Origin of the sequence: Streptomyces sp. NPDC048523, assembly GCF_043199815.1 — a bacterium.
GTDB lineage: Bacteria > Actinomycetota > Actinomycetes > Streptomycetales > Streptomycetaceae > Streptomyces.
Genome location: NZ_JBICWQ010000004.1, coordinates 602,679 through 621,077, shown reverse-complemented (window position 1 = coordinate 621,077; position 18,399 = coordinate 602,679). Strand labels below are relative to the sequence as shown.

Below are 18,399 nucleotides of genomic sequence, written 5' to 3'. Positions count from 1 at the left end.
CCACGCGCGGGGGCCCGGCTTTGGCCCCCCGGCCCCCCCCCCCCCCGGGCGGGGGGGTGGTGGGGGGGGGTGGGGGGGGGGGGGCGCGCCCCCCGGGGGGGGGGGGCCCCCCCCCCCCCGCCCCCCCCCCACCGCGCCGCCGTGGAGTACCGGAAGCCCGTCACCGGCTCTCGAGCCGCACGTGCAGCTCCCGCTCCTGGTCCCCCGACGCGGACGAAAGATCCCGCACCGTGAACGTCGAGTCCAACGTCTTCCGAAGCTTCTCGATGGCCCAGTACCCGCCCTGCGCGTCGATCTCGACGGAGGACGACAACGGGGCGGGCGGCGGGCAGGAACGCGCTTCGGTCACCTCGAAGGTCCCCAGCCACACCATCGGCCGCGACTCATGAAGCTGCTGCGGCACCTCGTCCGCACCCCGGTCCGACTCGAAACACGCGGCCAGCGTGTCGAAGACGATCCGCGCGTCCTCCGCGCTGCCTCCGCTGATCTCCAGGGAGACGGACTCCTCGTGCGCTTGCTCACGATCCATCGTGGTCGCTCCTCTCGTGGCGATGACCAGTCCGCCGGGTTCCCCGCGAGCCGCGCCACACCCCCAGAAAAGCACCACGTTTCCCGAAGCACTACCGACGGCGGTGTCAGCGGGTCCTCCGAGGCGGGCACGGGACGCGGCGGTCAGGAAGGCGCCGGGACGGTTGTGCCGCCGTCACATCCGGCCACAGGGGCCCCGCCATCGGTGCCGACCCCCATTCCGAGGAGGGCCGGCACCCGCCCGTCAGGGGCTCAACTCCTGGTGAAGCGGTACGTCTTGCTGTCCGTCAGCACACAGAAGCCGGGCGAGACGACGATCACACGCAGGGTTGCGGTACGGCGGTCGTAGTCGATGCCCTCCGCCTCGAACTCGCCCGAGCAGGAGCTCCTGAGGGGCAGCTGACGCAGTGCCGTGACATGCCCGGAGACGTTCGCCGAGCCGGTCGGGGCGGCGGACAGGTCGATCTGGAGGAGCGGCTTGGTGTAGCCGAAGAGCGTGCCCGCCGGGTCGTCGGAGGAGCACAGCAGCTGGGTGGCGCTCAGGAAGTCGCAGCCCTGTACGTCCCGGACGGCGTGGTCGAGGGTGACGGTGGCCGCCTGCGGAAGGTTCGCCGAGGGAGAGGTGCTCGCGTTGACGCCGGGCGTGGGGAAGACCAGGAAGCGGGTCATGGTGCCCCACTCACCGGACAGCATCCACTGTCCGTCGGGTGAGATCGCCACCCAGGAGTTGTTGAGCGCCTCGCCGGGGCTGAGCGAGTGGACGTACTCGGACCAGGTCCCGTCGGGCGCCTGCACCCGGAACATCTTCGCGGTGCCGGAGTCGGCCTGGTAGGGCTCGACGTAGTGGCCGTCGTAGGAGGCGTCCGGGTCGCCCACGTGGTTCCAGCCGCGGCTGGAGACGCCGATGGGGATGGTGCCGATGCCGGTGTACCGGTTGGCGGATCCGGCGGGGACCTCGACCGAGGTGAGGCCCTGGCTCTCGGTGAGCGGGTTGGCCCGGTCGGAACCGGTCTCGGTCCAGGTGTCGGCGGCGGAGGCCGGCGGTGCGGCGGCCAGGAGGGCCGTCGCGGTGAGGGTGACGAGGGCGGCGAGGAGCGCGTGACAACGCTGTCCGGCGCGCAGGGGCATGAAGGACTCCCGGGGCTCCTGGGGCGGGGGTGCGGTCGGTGACAGTCTGACGTGCCCACGACAGTCATGTACATACCAATCGAGCGGTCATGTACAGACCGACCGAACGAACGAGCGGCCTTCGTCACCCCGGCGCACTTCACCGGACGCGCGCCCCCGTGTTGAGGGATGGTGGAAGAACACGACCGCGTGGTCACGGAGACGGTTGAACGCGGTAGAACAAGGGGAGTCGGCACGGGGGTACGGCGTGCCGCGAGGACGGTCTAAGGCGGTTCGTGCAATGGGTGCAGCCGGAATACCCGCGTCAGAGGGCGGAGACCCCCCGCGCGGGGCGGTACGGCCGAGCGGGCTGCTCGACGAGTTGGGCATGGCCTCGGTGGTGCTGGACGCCCAGGGCCGCATCGTGCTGTGGAGCCCGCAGGCCGAGGAACTGTTCGGCTACACCGCGCCGGAGGCGCTGGGGCAGTACGCGGCTCATCTGATGATCCACGAGCAGCACGCCGACCTGGTCGTCAAGCTGTTCGCCGACGTCATGGAGACCGGCCAGAGCTGGGCCGGCGCGTTCCCCGTCCGGCGCAAGGACGGCTCCACCAAGCTGGTGGAGTTCCGCAACATGCGGCTGCTGGACGACCACGGTGACGTCTACGCGCTCGGGCTGTGCGCCGACCAGTCGACCGTGCGCCGCCTGGAGCGGGACGTGGCGCTGTCCGCCCGGATGGTCTCCCAGTCCCCGATCGGGCTGGCCGTGCTGGACACCGAGCTGCGGTACGTCTCGGTGAACCCGGCCCTGGAGCAGCTGAACGGTGTGCCGGCCGAGGAACACGTCGGCCGGAAGATCGGCGAGGTGCTGCCCCATCTCGACGTGGCCGCCTTCGAGGCCGCCGCCCGCGAGGTGCTGCGGACCGGCAAGCCACTGGTCGACCAGCACACGATCGGCCGTACACCCGCGGATCCCGACACGGACCACGCCTGGTCGGTCTCGCTGTACCGCCTGGAGGACGCGCTGGGGACCGTCCTGGGGGTGGCGGGCTCGGTGCTGGACGTGACGGAGCAGCATCTGGCGACCGTGGAGGCCGAGACGGCCCGGCGCCGCCTCGCGCTCGTCGCCGACGCCTCCGCCCGCATCGGCACCACCCTCGACCTGGACCGCACCGCCCGGGAGCTGGCCGACGTGGCCGTGCCGGAGCTCGCGGACGTGGCGGCCGTGGACCTGCTGGAGGCGGTGGTGCAGGGCAGGCCGAGCACCCTGCGGCCCACCGAACCCGCCGTGATGCGTCCCCTGGCCGTCGAGGCGGCCGGCGCCCCGGACGCCCTGGCCGCGGCCGATCCGCCCGGACAGGTCGCCCGGTACGCCCCCGAGCGCCTGGTCACCGAGTGCGTGCGCACGGGGAACCCGGTCCTGGTGGCTCAGGTCGGGCCCGAGGACCTCGTCCGCATCGCCCGCTCACCCGAGGCCGCCGCACAGCTGGCCAGGGCCGGCCTGCACTCCTATCTGGCCGTGCCGCTGATCGCGCGCGGCGAGGTGCTCGGCGCCCTCGACCTCAAGCGCATCCGCAACCCGGAGCCGTTCGGCGAGGACGACGTGCTGCTGGCGCGGGAGCTGGCGGCCCGCGCGGCGGTGCAGATCGACAACGCCCGCTGGTACCAGGACGCCCGCAACACCGCTCTGACCCTCCAGCGCAGCCTGCTGCCCAGCCACCCCTCCGTGACCGGCGGCCTGGAGGTCGCCTCCCGCTACCAGCCGGCCGGCGCCACCGCCGAGGTCGGCGGCGACTGGTTCGACGTGATCCCGCTGGACGAGGGCAAGACCGCGCTGGTCGTGGGCGATGTGATGGGCAGCGGCATCAACGCCGCCGCGACGATGGGCCGGCTGCGCACCGCGACGAACACCCTGGCCTCCCTCGACCTCGACCCGGCCAGGCTCCTCGAACACCTCGACCGGATCACCGAGGAACTGGACCACTCCATCGCCACGTGCGTGTACGCCGTGTACGACCCGCGGCTCTCGCAGTGCCGTATCGCCAACGCCGGGCACCTGCCGCCGGTACGGCTGCGCCCCGGCCGTCCCCCCGAGCTGCTCGAACTCCCCACGGGGGCGCCGCTGGGCGTGGGCGGTGTCGCGTTCTCCACGACCACTGTCGACCTCGCGCCCGGTGACCGGCTCGTGCTGTACACGGACGGTCTCGTCGAGACCCGCCAGCATCCGCTCGACGAGCGCCTGGACGCGCTCCTCGACCTGCTCGACACCCCCGACGGCCCGCTGGAGGACATCTGCGACCTGCTGCTGCGCACCCTGCACCAGCCGGACAACTCCGACGACGTGGCACTGCTGATCGCACGGGTGCAGACGCCTGTGACCTGAGGGCCGTGCGCCCGGCATACGGGGCGGGGGAAACGCACTCCGGTCGATCACCTGCGCCGGGGCCCCGGACGGGCTCCGACGGTACGACTCCGGGAGACCGCCTGGCGGTCCGGCGTCGTTGCCCTCGTCGGCGGCGGCACCGGGAGGACCGCCGCCCGGGTCCTCAGCGGCACCAGGGAGGCCCGGGCGCCCGCCGTCACGGGGACCCCGCCCGGGAGGGCAGGGCGTCCTGACTCGCGTCGGGTACGGCGGTGGGCCGCCGGGGCAGCAGCAGCGGGGTGGCCAGCAGCAGGAGGCCGGCCAGCGCGATCGCCTCACGCGTTCCGGTCAGCGTGGCCAGCAGGCCCCACAGCGCCGTCAGGGCCGCGGTGGTCAGCTTGCCCGTCACCGACCAGGCGGAGAGGGTGCGGACCACCCGGTTCGTCGGTGTCATCCGCAGCCGGTGGGTGGAGAACACCGGGTTGAAGACGGCACAGGAGGTGATCACCCCGAGCTCGACGGCCATCACGAGGAGCAGCCCGGCCGTACCGGGGCCGATGAAGGCCAGGCCGAGGGGCCAGCACGCGCGCAGGATGCCCGAGGTGATCAGGACGCGGTACTCACCGAACCGGGTGACCAGAGGGCGTGCCATCCGTGAGCCGAGCAGGCCGCCGAGGCAGGGCACCGAGAACGCGAGGGCGTACTGCCAGGGGGCGAAGCCAAGCGGGCCCAGCATGAGGACGGTCAGCAGCGGCACCGGCACCATGATCAGGGCGTTGACGAGGACCGTGTTGAAGAACAGGGGGCGCAGGGTGGGGCCGGCGAGGATGTGACGCCAGCCCTCCAGGAGGGACCCCTTCGCCGCCCCGGCGGTGGGGACGGGCCGTGGCTCGCCCGCGCCGATCGCGCGGATCCCCAGGGCCGACAGCAGGTAGCTGACGGCGTCTGCCAGCAGGGTCGTCACGGGGCCGAAGAGCCCTATGGCGGCCCCGCCGAGGGGAGGTCCGATCACGATGCTGGTCCAGTTCGTGGCCTCGAACCGGCCGTTGGCGACCAACAGGTCGTCCGGGCCGACAAGCGACTTGAGGAAGGCCCCGGAGGCGGCGGTGAACGTGATGTCGGCCGCCGCGACGACCACCGACACGGCCAGGAGCTGGACATAGCCGAGCGCACCCAGCGCGTACGCGGCGGGCACGCTCAGCAGGGCGGCGAAGCGGACCAGGTCCATCGCGACCATCACCGGTCTCTTGCGGCGGAACTCCACCCAGGGCCCGAGCGGTACGGCCACCGCCGCCCCGACCGCGAGCCCGGCGGCCGCCAGCGCGGACACCGCGGCGGGACCGGCGTGCAGCACCAGGACGGCGATGAGGGGAAAGGCGCCGAACGACAGCGAGGTGCCGAACGCGCTGACCGCGTAGGCCGCCCACAGCCACCCGAACCGCCGCCCCAGCGACCGTCTCGCACCCACGCCCGACCCCCCTCGCCGACAACTCCACGTTGACCGACGCCATCCAACCGAGTGCCGGGCCTGCCGATCAAACAACTACGGCACCGACCGGTCACAACCCCTGGTTGTGTCATGACGGCCTAGCCTTGCGTGCATGGATCTCGAGGCCGTACGCACCTTCGTCGCCGTGGCGGACGCGGGGCGGTTCCAGGAGGCCGCCGACGGGCTGGCGGTCACCCAGCAGGCCGTGTCGAAGCGGGTCGCCGCGCTGGAGAAGGACCTCGGGGCGCGGTTGTTCACCCGTACCCCGCGCGGGGCGCGGCTGACCATCGACGGACAGGCGTTCCTGCCGCACGCCCGCGAACTGCTCCGGGTCGCGGAACGGGCGGCCGCCTCGGTACGACCGGGCAGCCGGGCCCTGCGCGTCGACGTGATCGGCCGCCGGCTCGCCCCCGCGGAGCTGCTGCGCGCCTTCCACCGCGCGCACCCCGGGGTCGAGCTGGACGTCGTCACCCTCTTCGACGCCGACGCGGCGCTCACCGCCCTCCGGTCCGGCACGATCGACGCCACGTTCCGCGCCGTCCCGCACTCCGCGGGGCAGTCCACCGACGGCATCGAGTCCGTGCGGGTCTACGACGAACCGGTCCAACTGCTCACCGGCCCCGGTCACGCGTTCGCGGGAGCCCGCTCGGTGGAACTCTCCCGGCTGGCCGGGCACCGCATCTGGATGCCCGGCCTGGTCACCGGAACCGAGTGGGGCACCTACTACGACGACCTCGCCGCCGCCTTCGGCCTGACCATCGAGGTCACCGGCCCCGACTTCGGCACCGACCCCCTGCTCGACACCATCGCCGACTCCCCCACCCTCGCGACCCTGGTCGGCGAGCTGACCCGGCTGGTCTGGCTGTCCGACCAGGACCTGCGCCGCATCCCGGTCCACCGGCCCACGCCGGTCTACCCGCACTCCCTGCTCTGGCGCGCCGACAACCCGCACCCGGCGCTCGCCGCCCTCCGGGCCCATCTGCACACCACACGTCCCGACCCGCCGGATGTAGGGACGTGGGCCCCGAGCTGGGCCTAAGCCGCCCTGGTGCCGATCACGATATGGGCGTACAGCTCCTCCGAGACCGCCAGGCGGGGCGTCAGGCCACTGCGGGTGAAGGCGTCGAGGGCGGCGGCGGACTGGCGTTCGCTGGTCTCGACGAGGAGGCAGCCGCCGGGGGCGAGCCATCGAGGGGCCTCGGCCGCGACCCGGCGCAGGATGTCCAGGCCGTCCGTGCCCCCGTCGAGGGCGACCAGGGGCTCGTGGTCGCGGGCCTCGGTGGGGAGGAGAGCGACCTCGTCGGTGGGAACGTAGGGCACGTTGGCCGCGAGGATGTCGATACGGCCGCGCAGGTCGGCGGGGAGGGCCTCGAAGAGGTCGCCGGTGTGGACCCGGCCGCCCGCGTCGGCGGTGTTGCGCCCGGCGCAGTCCACCGCGGCCGGGTCGATGTCGGCGGCGTGCAGTTCGACCGGGCCCAGCGCGGCGGCGAGCGCGGCGCCGACCGCACCCGAGCCGCAGCACAGGTCCACGACGACCGAGGCGTCCGGCACCCGGGCGAGGGCCTGGTCGACGAGGAACTCGGTGCGACGGCGCGGCACGAAGACGCCGGGCGCCACGGTGATGCGCAGTCCCCGGAACTCGGCCCAGCCGACGACGAGTTCGAGGGGGTGGCCGATGACCCTGCGGTCGACCATGTCGGCCAGTTCGGCCGGGGTGCGGGCGGCGGCGAGGATCAGCCGGGCCTCGTCCTCGGCGAAGACACAGCCCGCGGTGCGCAGGGCGGCGACGACGGAGTCGGCGGAGGTGAAGCGGGGAGAGAGTGCAGGCATGAAGCCGGGAGCCTTTCGAGAGCCGAAGGGCGCTCCCGCGGTCACCTGGGCCTAACGGCGGTGATCCGCGCCGGTTCGAGGAGAGAGCACCCGATCTGACACAGCGTTGATGGGTCTCACCTCCTCGGTACCTCACGACTGGGACCGCCCTCAGCCGGAGGGCCACCCTACCCCAGGGCACGGCGAGTTGTACTCTGCAACCAGTCCTGCGAGGGAGGTCCGGTGGAAGCTGCAACGGCCGTGGAGACGATCCAGCGCGAGATGACGGTCTTCGCGCGACGGGCCCGGGCCTCGGCGGGCCGTCTGCATCCCGAGTTGTCGCTGGTGTCGTACACACTCCTCGGGCATCTGGAGGAGCGCGACGGCTGCCGCGCCACCGACCTGGCCGCCCATTACGCCCTGGACAAGTCCACGGTGAGCCGGCAGGTCGCCGCTCTGGAGCGGGCCGGCCTGATCGAGCGGCGCCAGGACCCGGAGGATCACCGGGTCCAGGTGCTGCATCTGACCGAGGCCGGCCGGCGCATCCTGGCCCGGGTCACGGTGAGCCGCCGCGTGGCCGTCGGCGAGCGGCTCGCGGAGTGGTCGCGGGAGGACCTGGAACGGTTCGCCGGGTACCTCGTGCGCTACAACGCCTGGTCCGGTCCGGAGGACGACGATGTCTAGGAGACCGCCTCCGGCAGCCGCTCGGGAGCCCGTGCGGCGAGGAACGCGGTGGTGCGCCGCAGGCGGAAGCCGAGGGACTCGTAGAGCCGGATGGCAGAGGTGTTCGCGGCGCTGGTGTGCAGGAAGGGCGTCTCGCCGCGCTGTCGTATGCCGTGGGCGACGGCACGGATGAGCCGGGTCGCGAGGCCCTGGCCGCGGGCGGCGGGGTCGGTGCAGACCGCGCTGATCTCGGTCCAGCCCGGCGGATGCAGCCGCTCCCCCGCCATCGCGACGAGGGCGCCGTCCCGGCGTATGCCCAGGTAGGTGCCCATCTCGATGGTGCGGGGCAGGAAGGGTCCGGGCTGGGTACGGGCGATCAGGTCGAGGATCTCGGGCACGTCGGCGGGGCCGAGGCGGACCGCCTCCGGGTCGGGCGCGGCGTCGAGACCGTCGTCGACCAACTGCACGCCCTCGATCTGGAAGGTGATCTCCCAGCCCTCGGGCACCTGACCCGCGTAGCCCGGCAGCGGCACCTCCGCGCCGGCACCCGCGAGCGCCGCGAGGTCGGCCCAGTCGCCGGCGTCGGGCTCGTCGGGCAGGGCGAGCCACGGCGAGACGTCGGTGGGGTAGCGCAGCACCCGGCCGCGCTTCTCGGCGAAGTGGGCGTGCGGGCCGGTCAGGGAGGCGAGGGCCGGGTTGTCGAGGACGTGCCGTGCGCCGGCGCTCATCGGGTGACCTCGATGACCGTCTTGCCGCGGGCGTGGCCTTCCTCGACCGTACGCAGCGCGTCGCCCGCCCTGTCGAGGGGAAACGTCTCGGTGAGGTGCGGGTCCAGGTCCCCCTCGATCACGAGCCGGGCGACCTCCTCCAGTACGGCCGCGTTGCGGGCCCGCGCCACCCGCGCGCCGCCCAGCCGCCGCACCTCCTCCTCCGGGGCGCCGGCGGTGATCAGCTTCGTGCGGTCGGTGAGCAACTCGGCGGCCTCGGCGAGCACCTGACCGCCCACCAGGTCGTAGACGGCGTCCGGTGCGCTCGCCCGGGCCCGCTCGGCCCAGCCGGGACCGGAAGCCACGTGCTCGGCGCCGAGCGACTCGACGAAGGCCTTCTTGCCCTCGCTCGCGACGCCGACGACCCTCAGGCCGAAGGCGCGGGCGATCTGTACGGCCGCCGCGCCGACTCCCCCGCCGGCGCCGGTCACCAGCAGCGTGGCGCCCGAGGGCAGGTCGAGCTGGCGGACGCCGTCGTACGCGGTCGCGGCGGCGACGGGCAGAGTGGCGGCCGCCGTGTGGGACAGCTCCGCGGGCTTGTGCGCGGCGATGGCGGCCGGCACCAGGGTGTACTCGGTGTAGCCGCCGGCCAGGGCGGTGCCGAAGACCGCGTCCCCGACGGCGAACCCCTCGACGCCGTCCCCGATGTCCTCGACGACACCGGAGACCTCGTTGCCGAACACGACGGGGAAGACGCGCTCATCGCTCTCGCCGGGGCGCCGGTAGCCCGTGCGCTGCTTCCAGTCCACGGGGTTCACGCCCGCCGCGTGGACGGCCACCAGAAGCTGTCCGGGGCCGGGACTCGGCCGGTCCACGTCCACGAACGCCTCGGTCTCCGGTCCGCCGTACCGCGTGAAGACGTACGCCTTGGGCATCTGCTTCCTCACTCTCTCGCGCTGTCACCGGGACACCGGCCCGGCACTCCAGCGCCAAGGAGCGGTGCGCGGCGGCTATTCCCGGTGGCGCACAGTGTTCATACGGCCGCAACGATCGGGGCACTGACCTGGGACGGAGCACGTCGCGACGACAGCGTACGGTTGATGCATGAACGTCACCCGAGGCTTCACCGGGCGCCCCCGCGTCCCGAACGGCGGGCTGCCACCCGGCCAGTACGACGCGGGCGACGACTGGCCCGTCCTGTCCGCGGAGGTCACGCCGGATCTGTCGCCGGCCGACTGGACGTTCCGGGTGGACGGACTGGTCGAACGACCCCACACCTGGGACTGGGACGAGGCGCACACGCTGCCCGCTTCGGCCTACGAGGGTGACATCCACTGTGTGACGAGCTGGTCGAAGTTCGGGGTGCGGTTCGCGGGTGTGTCACTGGACGCGTTCTTGGCTGTGGCGCGGCCACATGGGTCCGCCACCCATGCCGTCGCGTACTCGCACACCGGGTACACCACGAACCTGCCGCTCGCGGACCTGACCGGGGGGCGGGCCTGGATCGCGTGGGAGTACGACGGGAAGCCGCTGCCCGCCGAACACGGCGGCCCGGCGCGGCTGTTGGTGCCGCATCTGTACTTCTGGAAGAGCGCCAAGTGGGTCGCGGGACTGACCCTGCTCGACCACGACGAGCCGGGTTTCTGGGAGCAGAACGGCTATCACGCGCGGGGCAACCCGTGGGAGGAGCAGAGGTACTCCGGTGACTGAGGCGCTCTCCTCCCCCGCCTTCGCTCCGGTCACGCGGTTCGCGGTGCCCGGGCGGATCGCCGTCAGCAACCGGGCCGCCTCCGAGTGGCAGACCGCCACGCTCACCGAGGTCCGCCGCGAGACCCCCTACGCGTCCACGTTCCGCTTCGCCGTGCCCGGGTGGCAGGGGCACCTGCCCGGCCAGCACCTGATGCTGCGGCTGACCGCCGAGGACGGCTACACGGCCCAGCGCCACTACTCGCTCGCGTCGCCGCCGGAGGACTCCGGGCACATCGAGCTGACCCTGGACCATGTCGAGGGCGGCGAGGTCTCGACCTGGTTCCACACGGTGGCCGAGCCCGGTGACGAGGTCGAGGTGCGGGGGCCGCTGAGCGGTTTCTTCGCCTGGCCCGGCGACCGGCCCGCGCTGCTGATCGGGGCCGGTTCCGGGGTCGTACCGCTGATGTCGATGGTGCGCCACCACCGGGCGCGCGGGCTGTCCGTGCCGCTGCGGCTGCTGGTGTCGGCACGCAGCCCCGAGGAGCTGATCTACGCGCGGGAGCTCGGCGACGAGACGACCCCGGTGTTCACGCGGAGCGCCCCGGACGGGGTGCCCGTGGGACGTATGTCGGCCGCACATGTGGCGCCACTCCTGGCCGATCAGCCGGAAGCTGGATGGGAGGCCTATGTGTGCGGTTCCAACGCGTTCGCCGAGCATGCCTCGCGGCTGCTGGTGGAGGCCGGTCAGCCGGTGGACCGTATCCGGATCGAGCGCTTCGGCTGACGGTGGTGCGCAGGCGCACCGGACGCATATGTGCGCCCCACCACACGTGAACGACGTGGATGGAGGGGTACTACATCTGTAGGCCCACTCGCAGGGGTGCGGGGTGCGGAGGTCGACATGCGAACCCGGGTGCGCGGCTGGCGCTGGCGGCGCAATCCGCTCAGGCGCCGGTCGGACGTCGTCGAGGCGTGGACGGTGCTGGCCGTCGCTGTACTGATGCTGGTGGCTGCGCCGCTGATCGGCGCGGTGGTGGGCTGGTGGGCGCATGACGACGCCCGCGCGGTGGCGGCCGAGCAGCGCTCCGAACGCCATCGGGTCCGCGCGGATGTCGTCGGCAGGGTCCCGGAATCGCCGCCCACGGTCCAGGGCGGCCGGGAACGCTCCTACCGGGTGACCGTGCGCTGGACGGAGGCGGGCGGCACCACGAAGACCGCCACGGCCCGGGTCCCGGCGGGTACCGACCGGGGCGACACGGTCGACGTGTGGTTCGACTCCCGGGGCCGGAGCGTGACCGCACCTCCGGACGAGACGGCGATCTGGCAGCACACCCTGGTGATGGGCGCCTGTGGCGCGGGCGGCACGATCGCCGTGATCCTTCTCGGTCACTCGGTCGTCCGCGGTGTGGCGGACCGCCGCCGGCTCGTCGAGTGGGAACGCGACTGGGCTCTCACCGAGCCGCAGTGGACCCGCCGCCGGGCCTGACCACGTGGGCCCCGGGGCGCCCGCAAAAGCCTGGCGATTCGTCCGACGACACACGTACGGTGTGATCATCCGGCCCTGTCCCTTCGCAAAGGCGGTCCTGCATGGCCCTGTTCGACCTCCCCATCGACGAGTTGCGCGAGTACCGCAGCGACTCCACCGAGCCCGAGGACTTCGACGCGTTCTGGTCCAAGACCCTTCAGGAGGCCCACGAGCACGACCTGGACGCCCGCTTCGAACTCGTCGACACGGGCCTGTCCACCGTGAAGGTGTACGACGTGACGTTCGCCGGGTTCGGCGGCCACCCGGTCAAGGGCTGGTTCACGATCCCCGCCGAGGTCTCGGCGCCGGTCCCGGTGGTCGTGGAGTTCATCGGGTACGGCGGCGGCCGCGGTCTGCCCCACGAGCATCTGCTGTGGGCCTCCACGGGCCGTGCGCACTTCGTGATGGACACCCGCGGTCAGGGCAGTGCCTGGGGCGGCGGCGGTGGCACCGCCGACCCGGTGGCCGGCGCGCCCGCGTACCCGGGATTCATGACCCGGGGCATCGACGCGCCCGAGAACTACTACTACCGCCGCGTGTTCACCGACGGGGTGCGTGCGGTGGAGGCGGCCCGTTCCCACCCGCTGACCGACCCGGCCCGCACGGTCGTCCTCGGCGGCAGCCAGGGCGGTGGCATCTCGATCGCGGTCGGCGGCCTGGTCCCGGACCTGGCGGCGGTCGCCCCGGACGTGCCGTTCCTGTGCGACTTCCCGCGCGCGGCGACCCTCACGGACCGGCACCCGTACCGGGAGATCGCCCTCTACCTGAAGACGCACCGCGGCCGCTTCGAGGACGTCCTCGGCACCCTCGCCTACTTCGACGGCGTGCACTTCGCGAGCCGAGCCCGCACCCCGGTGCTCTTCTCGGCGGCCCTGGAGGACCAGACCTGCCCGCCCTCCACCGTCTTCGCGGCCTTCAACGCCTGGGCCCACGACGACAAGGCGATCGAGGTCTACGACTTCAACGACCACGAGGGCGGCGGCCCCTACCAGGAGGCGGCGAAGCTGCGCTGGCTGCGCGCGTACGCCTGAGTCCTGCCGGGCATCTTCCCTCCGGCCCGACCAGTCGGTATGTTCTCGGGACCCGGATCGCAGTGTCGCGGTCCGGGCTTCCGGCGACGACGGAGGGTCCATGTCCGAGCACCGGCCGGCTGTCCACGGCCACTGCGACGAGCGCTTCGCGGCAGTGCGGGCGGCGTTCGAGGAGAACTTCCGGGACCGAGCCGAGCTGGGCGCCGCGGTGAGCGTCACGGTCGACGGCGAGACGGTCGTGGACCTGTGGGGCGGCTGGGCCGACGCGGCCCGCACCCGCCCCTGGGAGCGCGACACGCTGGTCAACGTGTGGTCGACGACGAAGGGCCCGACCGCCCTGTGCGCCCACCTCCTCGCCGACCGGGGTCTGCTCGACTTCGACGCCCCGGTGGCCGCCTACTGGCCGGAGTTCGCCGCCGCGGGCAAGGAGAAGGTTCTCGTGCGGCACCTGTTGTCGCACCGGGCCGGCCTTTCCGGACTGCGCGAACCCCACACCCTCGCCGAGCTCTTCGACTGGGAACTGACGACACAGCGGCTCGCCGCCATGGAGCCCTGGTGGGAGCCCGGCACGGTGTCCGGGTACCACGCGTTCACGTACGGTTTCCTGGTCGGGGAGGTCGTCCGGCGGGTCTCGGGGCTGCTGCCGGGCGCCTTCCTCGAGCGGGAGGTGACGGGGCCGCTGGGCATCGACTTCACCATCGGCCTGCCGGAGAAGGAGGCCGGGCGGGCAGCCGAACTGGTGCATCCGCCGCTCGCGTCGACCGGTGAACAGGCCGCGGTCTTCGCCCAGTTGGCGCCCGCGGCGATCGCCGCCCTGACCAATCCCTTCGCGGGCGCCGCGGAGGCGAACACGCCCGAGTGGCGGGCCGCCGAGATCCCCGCCGCGAACGGCCACGGCACCGCCCGGGCCGTCACCGCGCTCTATGGGATCTTCGCGGGCCGGGGCACCCTCGACGGTCGGCGCATCCTGTCCCCGGAGGCCGCCGAGCGGGTCCGCGAGAGCCAGGGCAGGTGCCGTGACCTGGTGCTCGGCGCGGGGCTGGACAGCGAGACGGAACTCGGGCTCGGCCTGTGGCTCAGCGGGCCGAACGGCTCGTACGGGCCCAACCCTCGGGCCTTCGGGCACGACGGTTTCGGTGGGTCGTGCGGGCTGGCCGATCCCGAGGCGGGGGTCGCGCTGGGCTATGTGATGAACCGGATGGGGCCGCACATCGCCGACGATCCACGGAAGATGGCGCTGATCGAGGCGTTGTACAGCGCCCTGTGACAGACGGCCGCCAGGGCAACCGCGGCGACCGGTTAGAGGGGCCGCCTGGCCACGACCATCCGGACCCGCGGACTGCCGTCCCGGCGCACGCCGAACCCGGGCAGGGCGTGCAGCTCCACCTGAAGGCCGGCCCATTCCAGTTCCCGTCGTACGTCCCCGAGTCGGAAGGCCCGGTAGTACATGACGAACGGCGGTCGCCACAGGGCGTTGCGCACTCGCATCACGGCGTCGAAACCGAGGAGCATCCAGTAGGCGGGCGACGACGGCCGGGGTGGGGCGACGATCGGGAAGGCGAAGCAGCCGCCCGGCCGCAGCACCTCGCGGGCCTGGCCGAACAGGCCCGGCAGTTCGCTGGGCAGGAAGTGACCGAAGGCGCCGAAGCTCACGACAAGGTCGAAGGAGGCGGGGGCGAACGGCAGTGCGCGCGCGTCACCCCGCACCCAGGAGACGCGCGGCCCCCCGGACCGGGTCCGCTTCCGGGCCACGTCGAGCATCCCGGCGCTGAAGTCGATGCCGGTCACGCTCTCCCGGCAGACCCGCGTCAGCACCCGGGCCCCGGCACCCGTGCCGCAGCACAGGTCGAGGCCCGCATCGAAGGGGCCCATCCGGCGCAGCGCGGACGCGACGGCGTCCAGCACCGAGTCGGGCGTACGGAAGGGGGTGTGGTCGAACTTGGGGGCGAGCAGGTCGTAGCCGCGCTCGACGGAGGACAGCGCCTGGACGGCGAGTTCGCGGAGGCTGGGGCCTTCTGGGCTGAACATCCGGGTCAGCTTAGGGGAGCGCGGCGTTTCAGGATGCCGAGCGCGCGCTCGCACCAGCGGACGGTGGCCGTCTCCAGGGCGATTCCGCCCATGAGCGTGACGTAGGGGCCGATGCGGTCGGCCTCCGCGAGGTACCGCTCCTCGGTGCGGCCGTCGAGGAGCCGGTCACGCAGGCGCTCGTAGCGGGCGAGCTTCCCGCGCGCCCACGACATGCGCTCCTCGACCAGCGCCCGGGTGACCTCGGGGTCGACGGTGTCCATGGCCTGGATCTTGATCAGGAACTCGTCGCGGAGGGCGGCCGGCCTGCGGGGCGGCTCGGCGGCGAACGCGCTCAGCTCGTGTCGGCCGGTCTCGGTGAGGGTGAACAGCCGCTTGTTGGGCCGTCGTTCCTGCTGCACCACTCGCGCCTCGATCAGCCCGTCCTGCGCCAGTCGTTCGAGCTCTCGGTAGAGCTGCTGAGGGGTCGCGGGCCAGAAGTTCGCCAGCGAGACGTCGAAGGCCTTGGACAGTTCGTAGCCCGAGGCCTCGCCCTCCAGGAGGGCGGCCAGGACGGCGTACTTGAGCGACATGTGGACACGCTAGCAGCGGGTGATTAGTCTACTCCACACCTACTCAACAAATTGACTATGGAGGCGGCGTGCGAGCGTTCCGAGAAGCGGTCGAAGCGGGTGACCTCGGCGCTGTGGAGGCCTTGCTGGCCGAGGACGTGGTCTTCACGAGTCCGGTGGTGTTCAAGCCGTACCAGGGCAAGGCCATCACGGCGGCGATCCTGGGCACGGTCGTCGAGGTCTTCGAGGACTTCCGCTATGTGAGTGAGCTGAGCAGTGAGGACGGCCGTGACCACGCGCTGGTCTTCGCGACCCGGGTCGGCGAACGGGCGCTGGACGGCTGCGACTTCATCCACCTCGACGACGACGGCCTGATCGACCGGCTGATGGTGATGGTCCGTCCGCTGTCGGGCGCGCAGGCCCTCGCGACGGCGATGGGGGCGCGGTTCGAGGAGATCGCGAAGGAGGCCGCGACGAGGGCCGCCGCCTCCTGAATCCACGCCCATGGGGTCAGGGCGCCGCGTCGGAGCGATCATCCCCGCCGACAGGTCGACATCCGCCCCGCACAGGCCCGGCGTCGCGAGCATCGCCGGACCGGCGTCGTCCACCCGGTCACCAGGGCTTCCAGTACCGACCCCGGCCTTGGTGCGACGAACGCTCCTACGCCGACCGGCACTCCGCGAGCCGCCTTTCGAGGAAGTGCCGCTCGGCGTCGTTCTCCACCAGCTCCAGGGCCCGCTGGTACGCCTGCGCCGCCTCGGTCGTACGGCCGCTGCGGCGCAGCAGGTCGGCGCGCGTGGCCGGGAGCAGGTGGTAGCCGCTCAGCTCGCCCTCCCGCTCCAGTTCCGCGACGAGGGCCAGCCCCGCCTCGGGGCCCTCGGCCATGCCGACGGCCACCGCGCGGTTGAGGCGGACCACGGGCGAGGGCACGAAGCGGAGCAGCTCGCCGTACAGGGCGGCGATATCGGCCCAGTCGGTGTCCTCGGCCGTGGCGGCGGTGGTGTGGCAGGCGGCGATGGCGGCCTGGATCTGGTACGGACCCGGCCGGCCGCGGCGCAGCGCGGTCTCCAGCAGGGCGGCGCCCTCGTCGGCCTCGGCGCGGTCCCACGCGGTGCGGTCCTGGTCCTCCAGGGTCACCAGTTCGCCGTCCGCGTCCACCCGGGTCCCGCGGCGGGCGTCGTGCAGGAGCAGCAGCGCGAGCAGGCCGAGGGCCTCGGGCTCGTCGGGCATGAGGCGGGCCAGGACCCGGGCCAGCCGGATCGCCTCCGCGCACAGGTTCCGTCGTACGAGATCGGCGCCCGAGGTGGCCGCGTAGCCCTCGTTGAACAGCAGGTAGATCACGCCGAGCACGCCCGTCGTGCGCTCGGGCAGCAGGTGGGCGGGCGGCACGCGGTAGGGGATGCCGGCGTTGCGGATCTTCTTCTTGGCGCGCACCAGGCGCTGCGCCATGGTCGCCTCGGGGACGAGGAAGGCGCGGGCGATCTCCGGTGTGGTCAGTCCGGCGAGGGTGCGCAGGGTCAGGGCGACCCGGGCCTCGATGTGCAGCGCGGGGTGGCAGCAGGTGAAGATCAGCCGCAGCCGGTCGTCCTGGACACCGCTGTCGTCGTACGGCTCCCCGGGTGCCGTGAGCATGGCCGCCTCCCGTAGTTTGCGTGCTCCGACCGCCTCCCGGCGCAGTACGTCCATGGCCCGGTGGCGGGCGGTGGTGGTGAGCCAGGCGCCGGGGCGGCGCGGGACGCCGTCGCGCCGCCACCGGTCGAGGGCCTGGGCGAAGGCGTCCTGCGCGCACTCCTCGGCGAGGTCCCAGTCGCCGGTCACCCGGATCAGGGTGGCGACGACCTGGCCCCACTCCTCGCGGAAGGCGGCGGCGACCGCCTCTTCGGCGGTCACTCCCACACGGGCCGTACTTCGACGGAGCCGCCGCCGAGTGCCGCCGGATGCCGGGAGGCGAGGGAGATCGCCTCGTCCAGGTCGGCGACCTCGATGATGTCGATGCCGGCGATGTACTCCTTGGACTCGATGAACGGGCCGTCGGTGAGCAGGACCTCGTCGCCCCGGACGCGCACGGTGGTGGCGTCGGAGGCGGGGCGCAGGCGGGCTCCGCCCTTGACGAGGTCGCGGCCGCGGATCTCCTCGATGTAGGAGGTGAAGCGGGGGTCCTCGGCGATCTCGGCGGGGCTGAGTTCCTCGCCGGCGACGGGGGTGCAGATCAGCAGGGCGTACTTCATGACGTGGCCTCCGTGACGTGCTCGTGGACGATCAGCCAGCGGGGGCCGATGTCGCGGTAGCCGGTGGTGACGCGCAGCAGTGTGCCGTCGCTGCGGACGAGGGCGTGGCCGAAGGCGATGCTCTCGTCGACGTGGATCCGGAAATCCAGGACCTCGCGGATGGCCGGCCCGGTGGGCGTTTCGGCGAGGGCCTTGCGGAGCGCCTCGACACCCTTGTGGTGCCGGCCCTGCGTCACGACCTCCGCGTCCTGCGCGTAGCAGGCGATCCTCCGCTCGGTGTCCCCTGTGCGCGCCGCCTCCGTCAGTTCGGCGTCGAGGCGGCGGATCTGCCCCTCGGCGTCCTCGTCCTCCCAGAACGGCCGTACCTCCATGGCGCCGATGGTCGCCACGGGGTGCTTCGCGGCCGCCTCGATGGCCTCCTGAAGGCTGTCGCACTCCAGGATGTCGAAGCCGGCGACGTACTCCTTGGTCTCCGCGAAGGGGCCGTCGGTGCGCAGCACCTCGCCGCCGCGCACCCGCACGGTGACCGCGTCGGCGGGCTGGGCGAGCCGGTGCCCGTGCAGTCGTACGCGACGGTCGCCGAGTTCCTCGACCCAGGGTTCGACGGGGGCCATGCCCGAGGCGTCGTTGGTGTCGTCGCCGCAGACGAGCAGCATGTACTTCATGGTTCCTCCCGGTCCTCATG

20 protein-coding genes are annotated in these 18,399 nt (G+C 72.8%); 9 read left to right on the top strand and 11 right to left on the bottom strand.

The genetic code is table 11. The features are described 5' to 3' along the window. Positions 1-160: 160 nt before the first annotated feature. Complete coding sequence (locus tag ACGFWE_RS23625; protein WP_352386163.1) at positions 161-529, bottom strand: hypothetical protein; 369 nt, start codon at positions 527-529, stop codon at positions 161-163. Positions 530-780: 251 nt separating this feature from the next. Then, positions 781-1,656 (bottom strand): hypothetical protein, encoded by an 876-nt coding sequence (locus ACGFWE_RS23620; RefSeq protein ID WP_393601486.1) that lies wholly within the window; start codon positions 1,654-1,656, stop codon positions 781-783. A gap of 280 nt (positions 1,657-1,936) precedes the next feature. On the opposite strand from ACGFWE_RS23620, the gene ACGFWE_RS23615 reads away from it, so the two are divergent. Beyond that, positions 1,937-4,018 (top strand): SpoIIE family protein phosphatase, encoded by a 2,082-nt coding sequence (locus ACGFWE_RS23615; protein ID WP_393601484.1) that lies wholly within the window; start codon positions 1,937-1,939, stop codon positions 4,016-4,018. 196 nt (positions 4,019-4,214) lie between these two features. Here the strand turns inward: ACGFWE_RS23615 and ACGFWE_RS23610 are convergent, their stop codons facing one another. Then, on the bottom strand, positions 4,215-5,465 hold the full coding sequence (locus tag ACGFWE_RS23610; RefSeq protein ID WP_393601482.1) for an MFS transporter: 1,251 nt from the start codon (positions 5,463-5,465) through the stop codon (positions 4,215-4,217). Between the two features lie 133 nt (positions 5,466-5,598). On the opposite strand from ACGFWE_RS23610, the gene ACGFWE_RS23605 reads away from it, so the two are divergent. Beyond that, complete coding sequence (locus tag ACGFWE_RS23605; protein WP_393601480.1) at positions 5,599-6,525, top strand: LysR family transcriptional regulator; 927 nt, start codon at positions 5,599-5,601, stop codon at positions 6,523-6,525. On the opposite strand, the gene ACGFWE_RS23600 is transcribed toward ACGFWE_RS23605, so the two are convergent. After that, a complete protein-coding gene (locus tag ACGFWE_RS23600) occupies positions 6,522-7,316 on the bottom strand; it encodes a putative protein N(5)-glutamine methyltransferase (RefSeq protein WP_393601478.1) in 795 nt (264 codons plus the stop codon). The two genes, ACGFWE_RS23605 and ACGFWE_RS23600, sit on opposite strands and share 4 nt — an antisense overlap. A gap of 222 nt (positions 7,317-7,538) precedes the next feature. On the opposite strand from ACGFWE_RS23600, the gene ACGFWE_RS23595 reads away from it, so the two are divergent. Beyond that, complete coding sequence (locus tag ACGFWE_RS23595; RefSeq protein WP_352386174.1) at positions 7,539-7,979, top strand: MarR family winged helix-turn-helix transcriptional regulator; 441 nt, start codon at positions 7,539-7,541, stop codon at positions 7,977-7,979. Here the strand turns inward: ACGFWE_RS23595 and ACGFWE_RS23590 are convergent. Both ACGFWE_RS23590 and ACGFWE_RS23585 read right to left on the bottom strand, forming a co-directional pair. Beyond that, positions 7,976-8,686, bottom strand: a complete 711-nt coding sequence (locus ACGFWE_RS23590) for a GNAT family N-acetyltransferase (RefSeq protein WP_352386175.1) — start codon at positions 8,684-8,686, stop codon at positions 7,976-7,978. The two genes, ACGFWE_RS23595 and ACGFWE_RS23590, sit on opposite strands and share 4 nt — an antisense overlap. Further along, positions 8,683-9,600 (bottom strand): NADP-dependent oxidoreductase, encoded by a 918-nt coding sequence (locus tag ACGFWE_RS23585; RefSeq protein WP_393601475.1) that lies wholly within the window; start codon positions 9,598-9,600, stop codon positions 8,683-8,685. Before ACGFWE_RS23585 ends, ACGFWE_RS23590 begins: the two co-directional genes overlap by 4 nt. Before the next feature lie 169 nt (positions 9,601-9,769). On the opposite strand from ACGFWE_RS23585, the gene ACGFWE_RS23580 reads away from it, so the two are divergent. From ACGFWE_RS23580 to ACGFWE_RS23560, 5 genes are all read left to right on the top strand, one after another. Beyond that, on the top strand, positions 9,770-10,375 hold the full coding sequence (locus ACGFWE_RS23580) for a sulfite oxidase-like oxidoreductase (RefSeq protein ID WP_352386179.1): 606 nt from the start codon (positions 9,770-9,772) through the stop codon (positions 10,373-10,375). Continuing rightward, positions 10,368-11,138, top strand: a complete 771-nt coding sequence (locus ACGFWE_RS23575; RefSeq protein WP_393601473.1) for a ferredoxin reductase — start codon at positions 10,368-10,370, stop codon at positions 11,136-11,138. The genes ACGFWE_RS23580 and ACGFWE_RS23575 overlap by 8 nt, the downstream gene beginning before the upstream one ends. A gap of 117 nt (positions 11,139-11,255) precedes the next feature. Beyond that, a complete protein-coding gene (locus ACGFWE_RS23570) occupies positions 11,256-11,840 on the top strand; it encodes a DUF3592 domain-containing protein (RefSeq protein WP_393601471.1) in 585 nt (194 codons plus the stop codon). A gap of 101 nt (positions 11,841-11,941) precedes the next feature. Next, positions 11,942-12,910, top strand: a complete 969-nt coding sequence (locus ACGFWE_RS23565) for an acetylxylan esterase (protein WP_352386185.1) — start codon at positions 11,942-11,944, stop codon at positions 12,908-12,910. A gap of 100 nt (positions 12,911-13,010) precedes the next feature. Then, positions 13,011-14,177, top strand: a complete 1,167-nt coding sequence (locus ACGFWE_RS23560) for a serine hydrolase domain-containing protein (protein ID WP_352386187.1) — start codon at positions 13,011-13,013, stop codon at positions 14,175-14,177. A 32-nt stretch (positions 14,178-14,209) separates the two neighbouring features. Here the strand turns inward: ACGFWE_RS23560 and ACGFWE_RS23555 are convergent, their stop codons facing one another. Both ACGFWE_RS23555 and ACGFWE_RS23550 read right to left on the bottom strand, forming a co-directional pair. Continuing rightward, the gene (locus tag ACGFWE_RS23555; RefSeq protein WP_352386189.1) at positions 14,210-14,938 is read right to left on the bottom strand and encodes a class I SAM-dependent methyltransferase; all 729 of its coding nucleotides are present in this window, start codon (positions 14,936-14,938) and stop codon (positions 14,210-14,212) included. 5 nt (positions 14,939-14,943) lie between these two features. Further along, a complete protein-coding gene (locus ACGFWE_RS23550) occupies positions 14,944-15,507 on the bottom strand; it encodes a PadR family transcriptional regulator (RefSeq protein ID WP_352386191.1) in 564 nt (187 codons plus the stop codon). Positions 15,508-15,575: 68 nt separating this feature from the next. On the opposite strand from ACGFWE_RS23550, the gene ACGFWE_RS23545 reads away from it, so the two are divergent. Then, positions 15,576-15,980, top strand: a complete 405-nt coding sequence (locus tag ACGFWE_RS23545; RefSeq protein WP_352386192.1) for a nuclear transport factor 2 family protein — start codon at positions 15,576-15,578, stop codon at positions 15,978-15,980. Between the two features lie 166 nt (positions 15,981-16,146). Here ACGFWE_RS23545 and ACGFWE_RS23540 read toward each other — a convergent pair whose 3' ends face one another. The 3 genes from ACGFWE_RS23540 to ACGFWE_RS23530 are packed head-to-tail and all read right to left on the bottom strand — an operon-like array spanning position 16,147 to position 18,379. Then, entirely contained in the window at positions 16,147-17,376 is a 1,230-nt protein-coding gene (locus ACGFWE_RS23540) for an RNA polymerase sigma factor (RefSeq protein ID WP_393601468.1), read from the bottom strand. Further along, positions 17,373-17,714 carry a YciI family protein gene (locus ACGFWE_RS23535; protein ID WP_393601466.1) on the bottom strand — a complete coding sequence of 114 codons (342 nt, stop codon included), beginning with the start codon at positions 17,712-17,714 and terminating at the stop codon, positions 17,373-17,375. The genes ACGFWE_RS23540 and ACGFWE_RS23535 overlap by 4 nt, the downstream gene beginning before the upstream one ends. Next, positions 17,711-18,379: a YciI family protein gene (locus ACGFWE_RS23530; RefSeq protein WP_352386198.1), complete on the bottom strand. Its 669-nt coding sequence runs from the start codon at positions 18,377-18,379 to the stop codon at positions 17,711-17,713. Before ACGFWE_RS23530 ends, ACGFWE_RS23535 begins: the two co-directional genes overlap by 4 nt. Between the last annotated feature and the right edge of the window lie 20 nt (positions 18,380-18,399).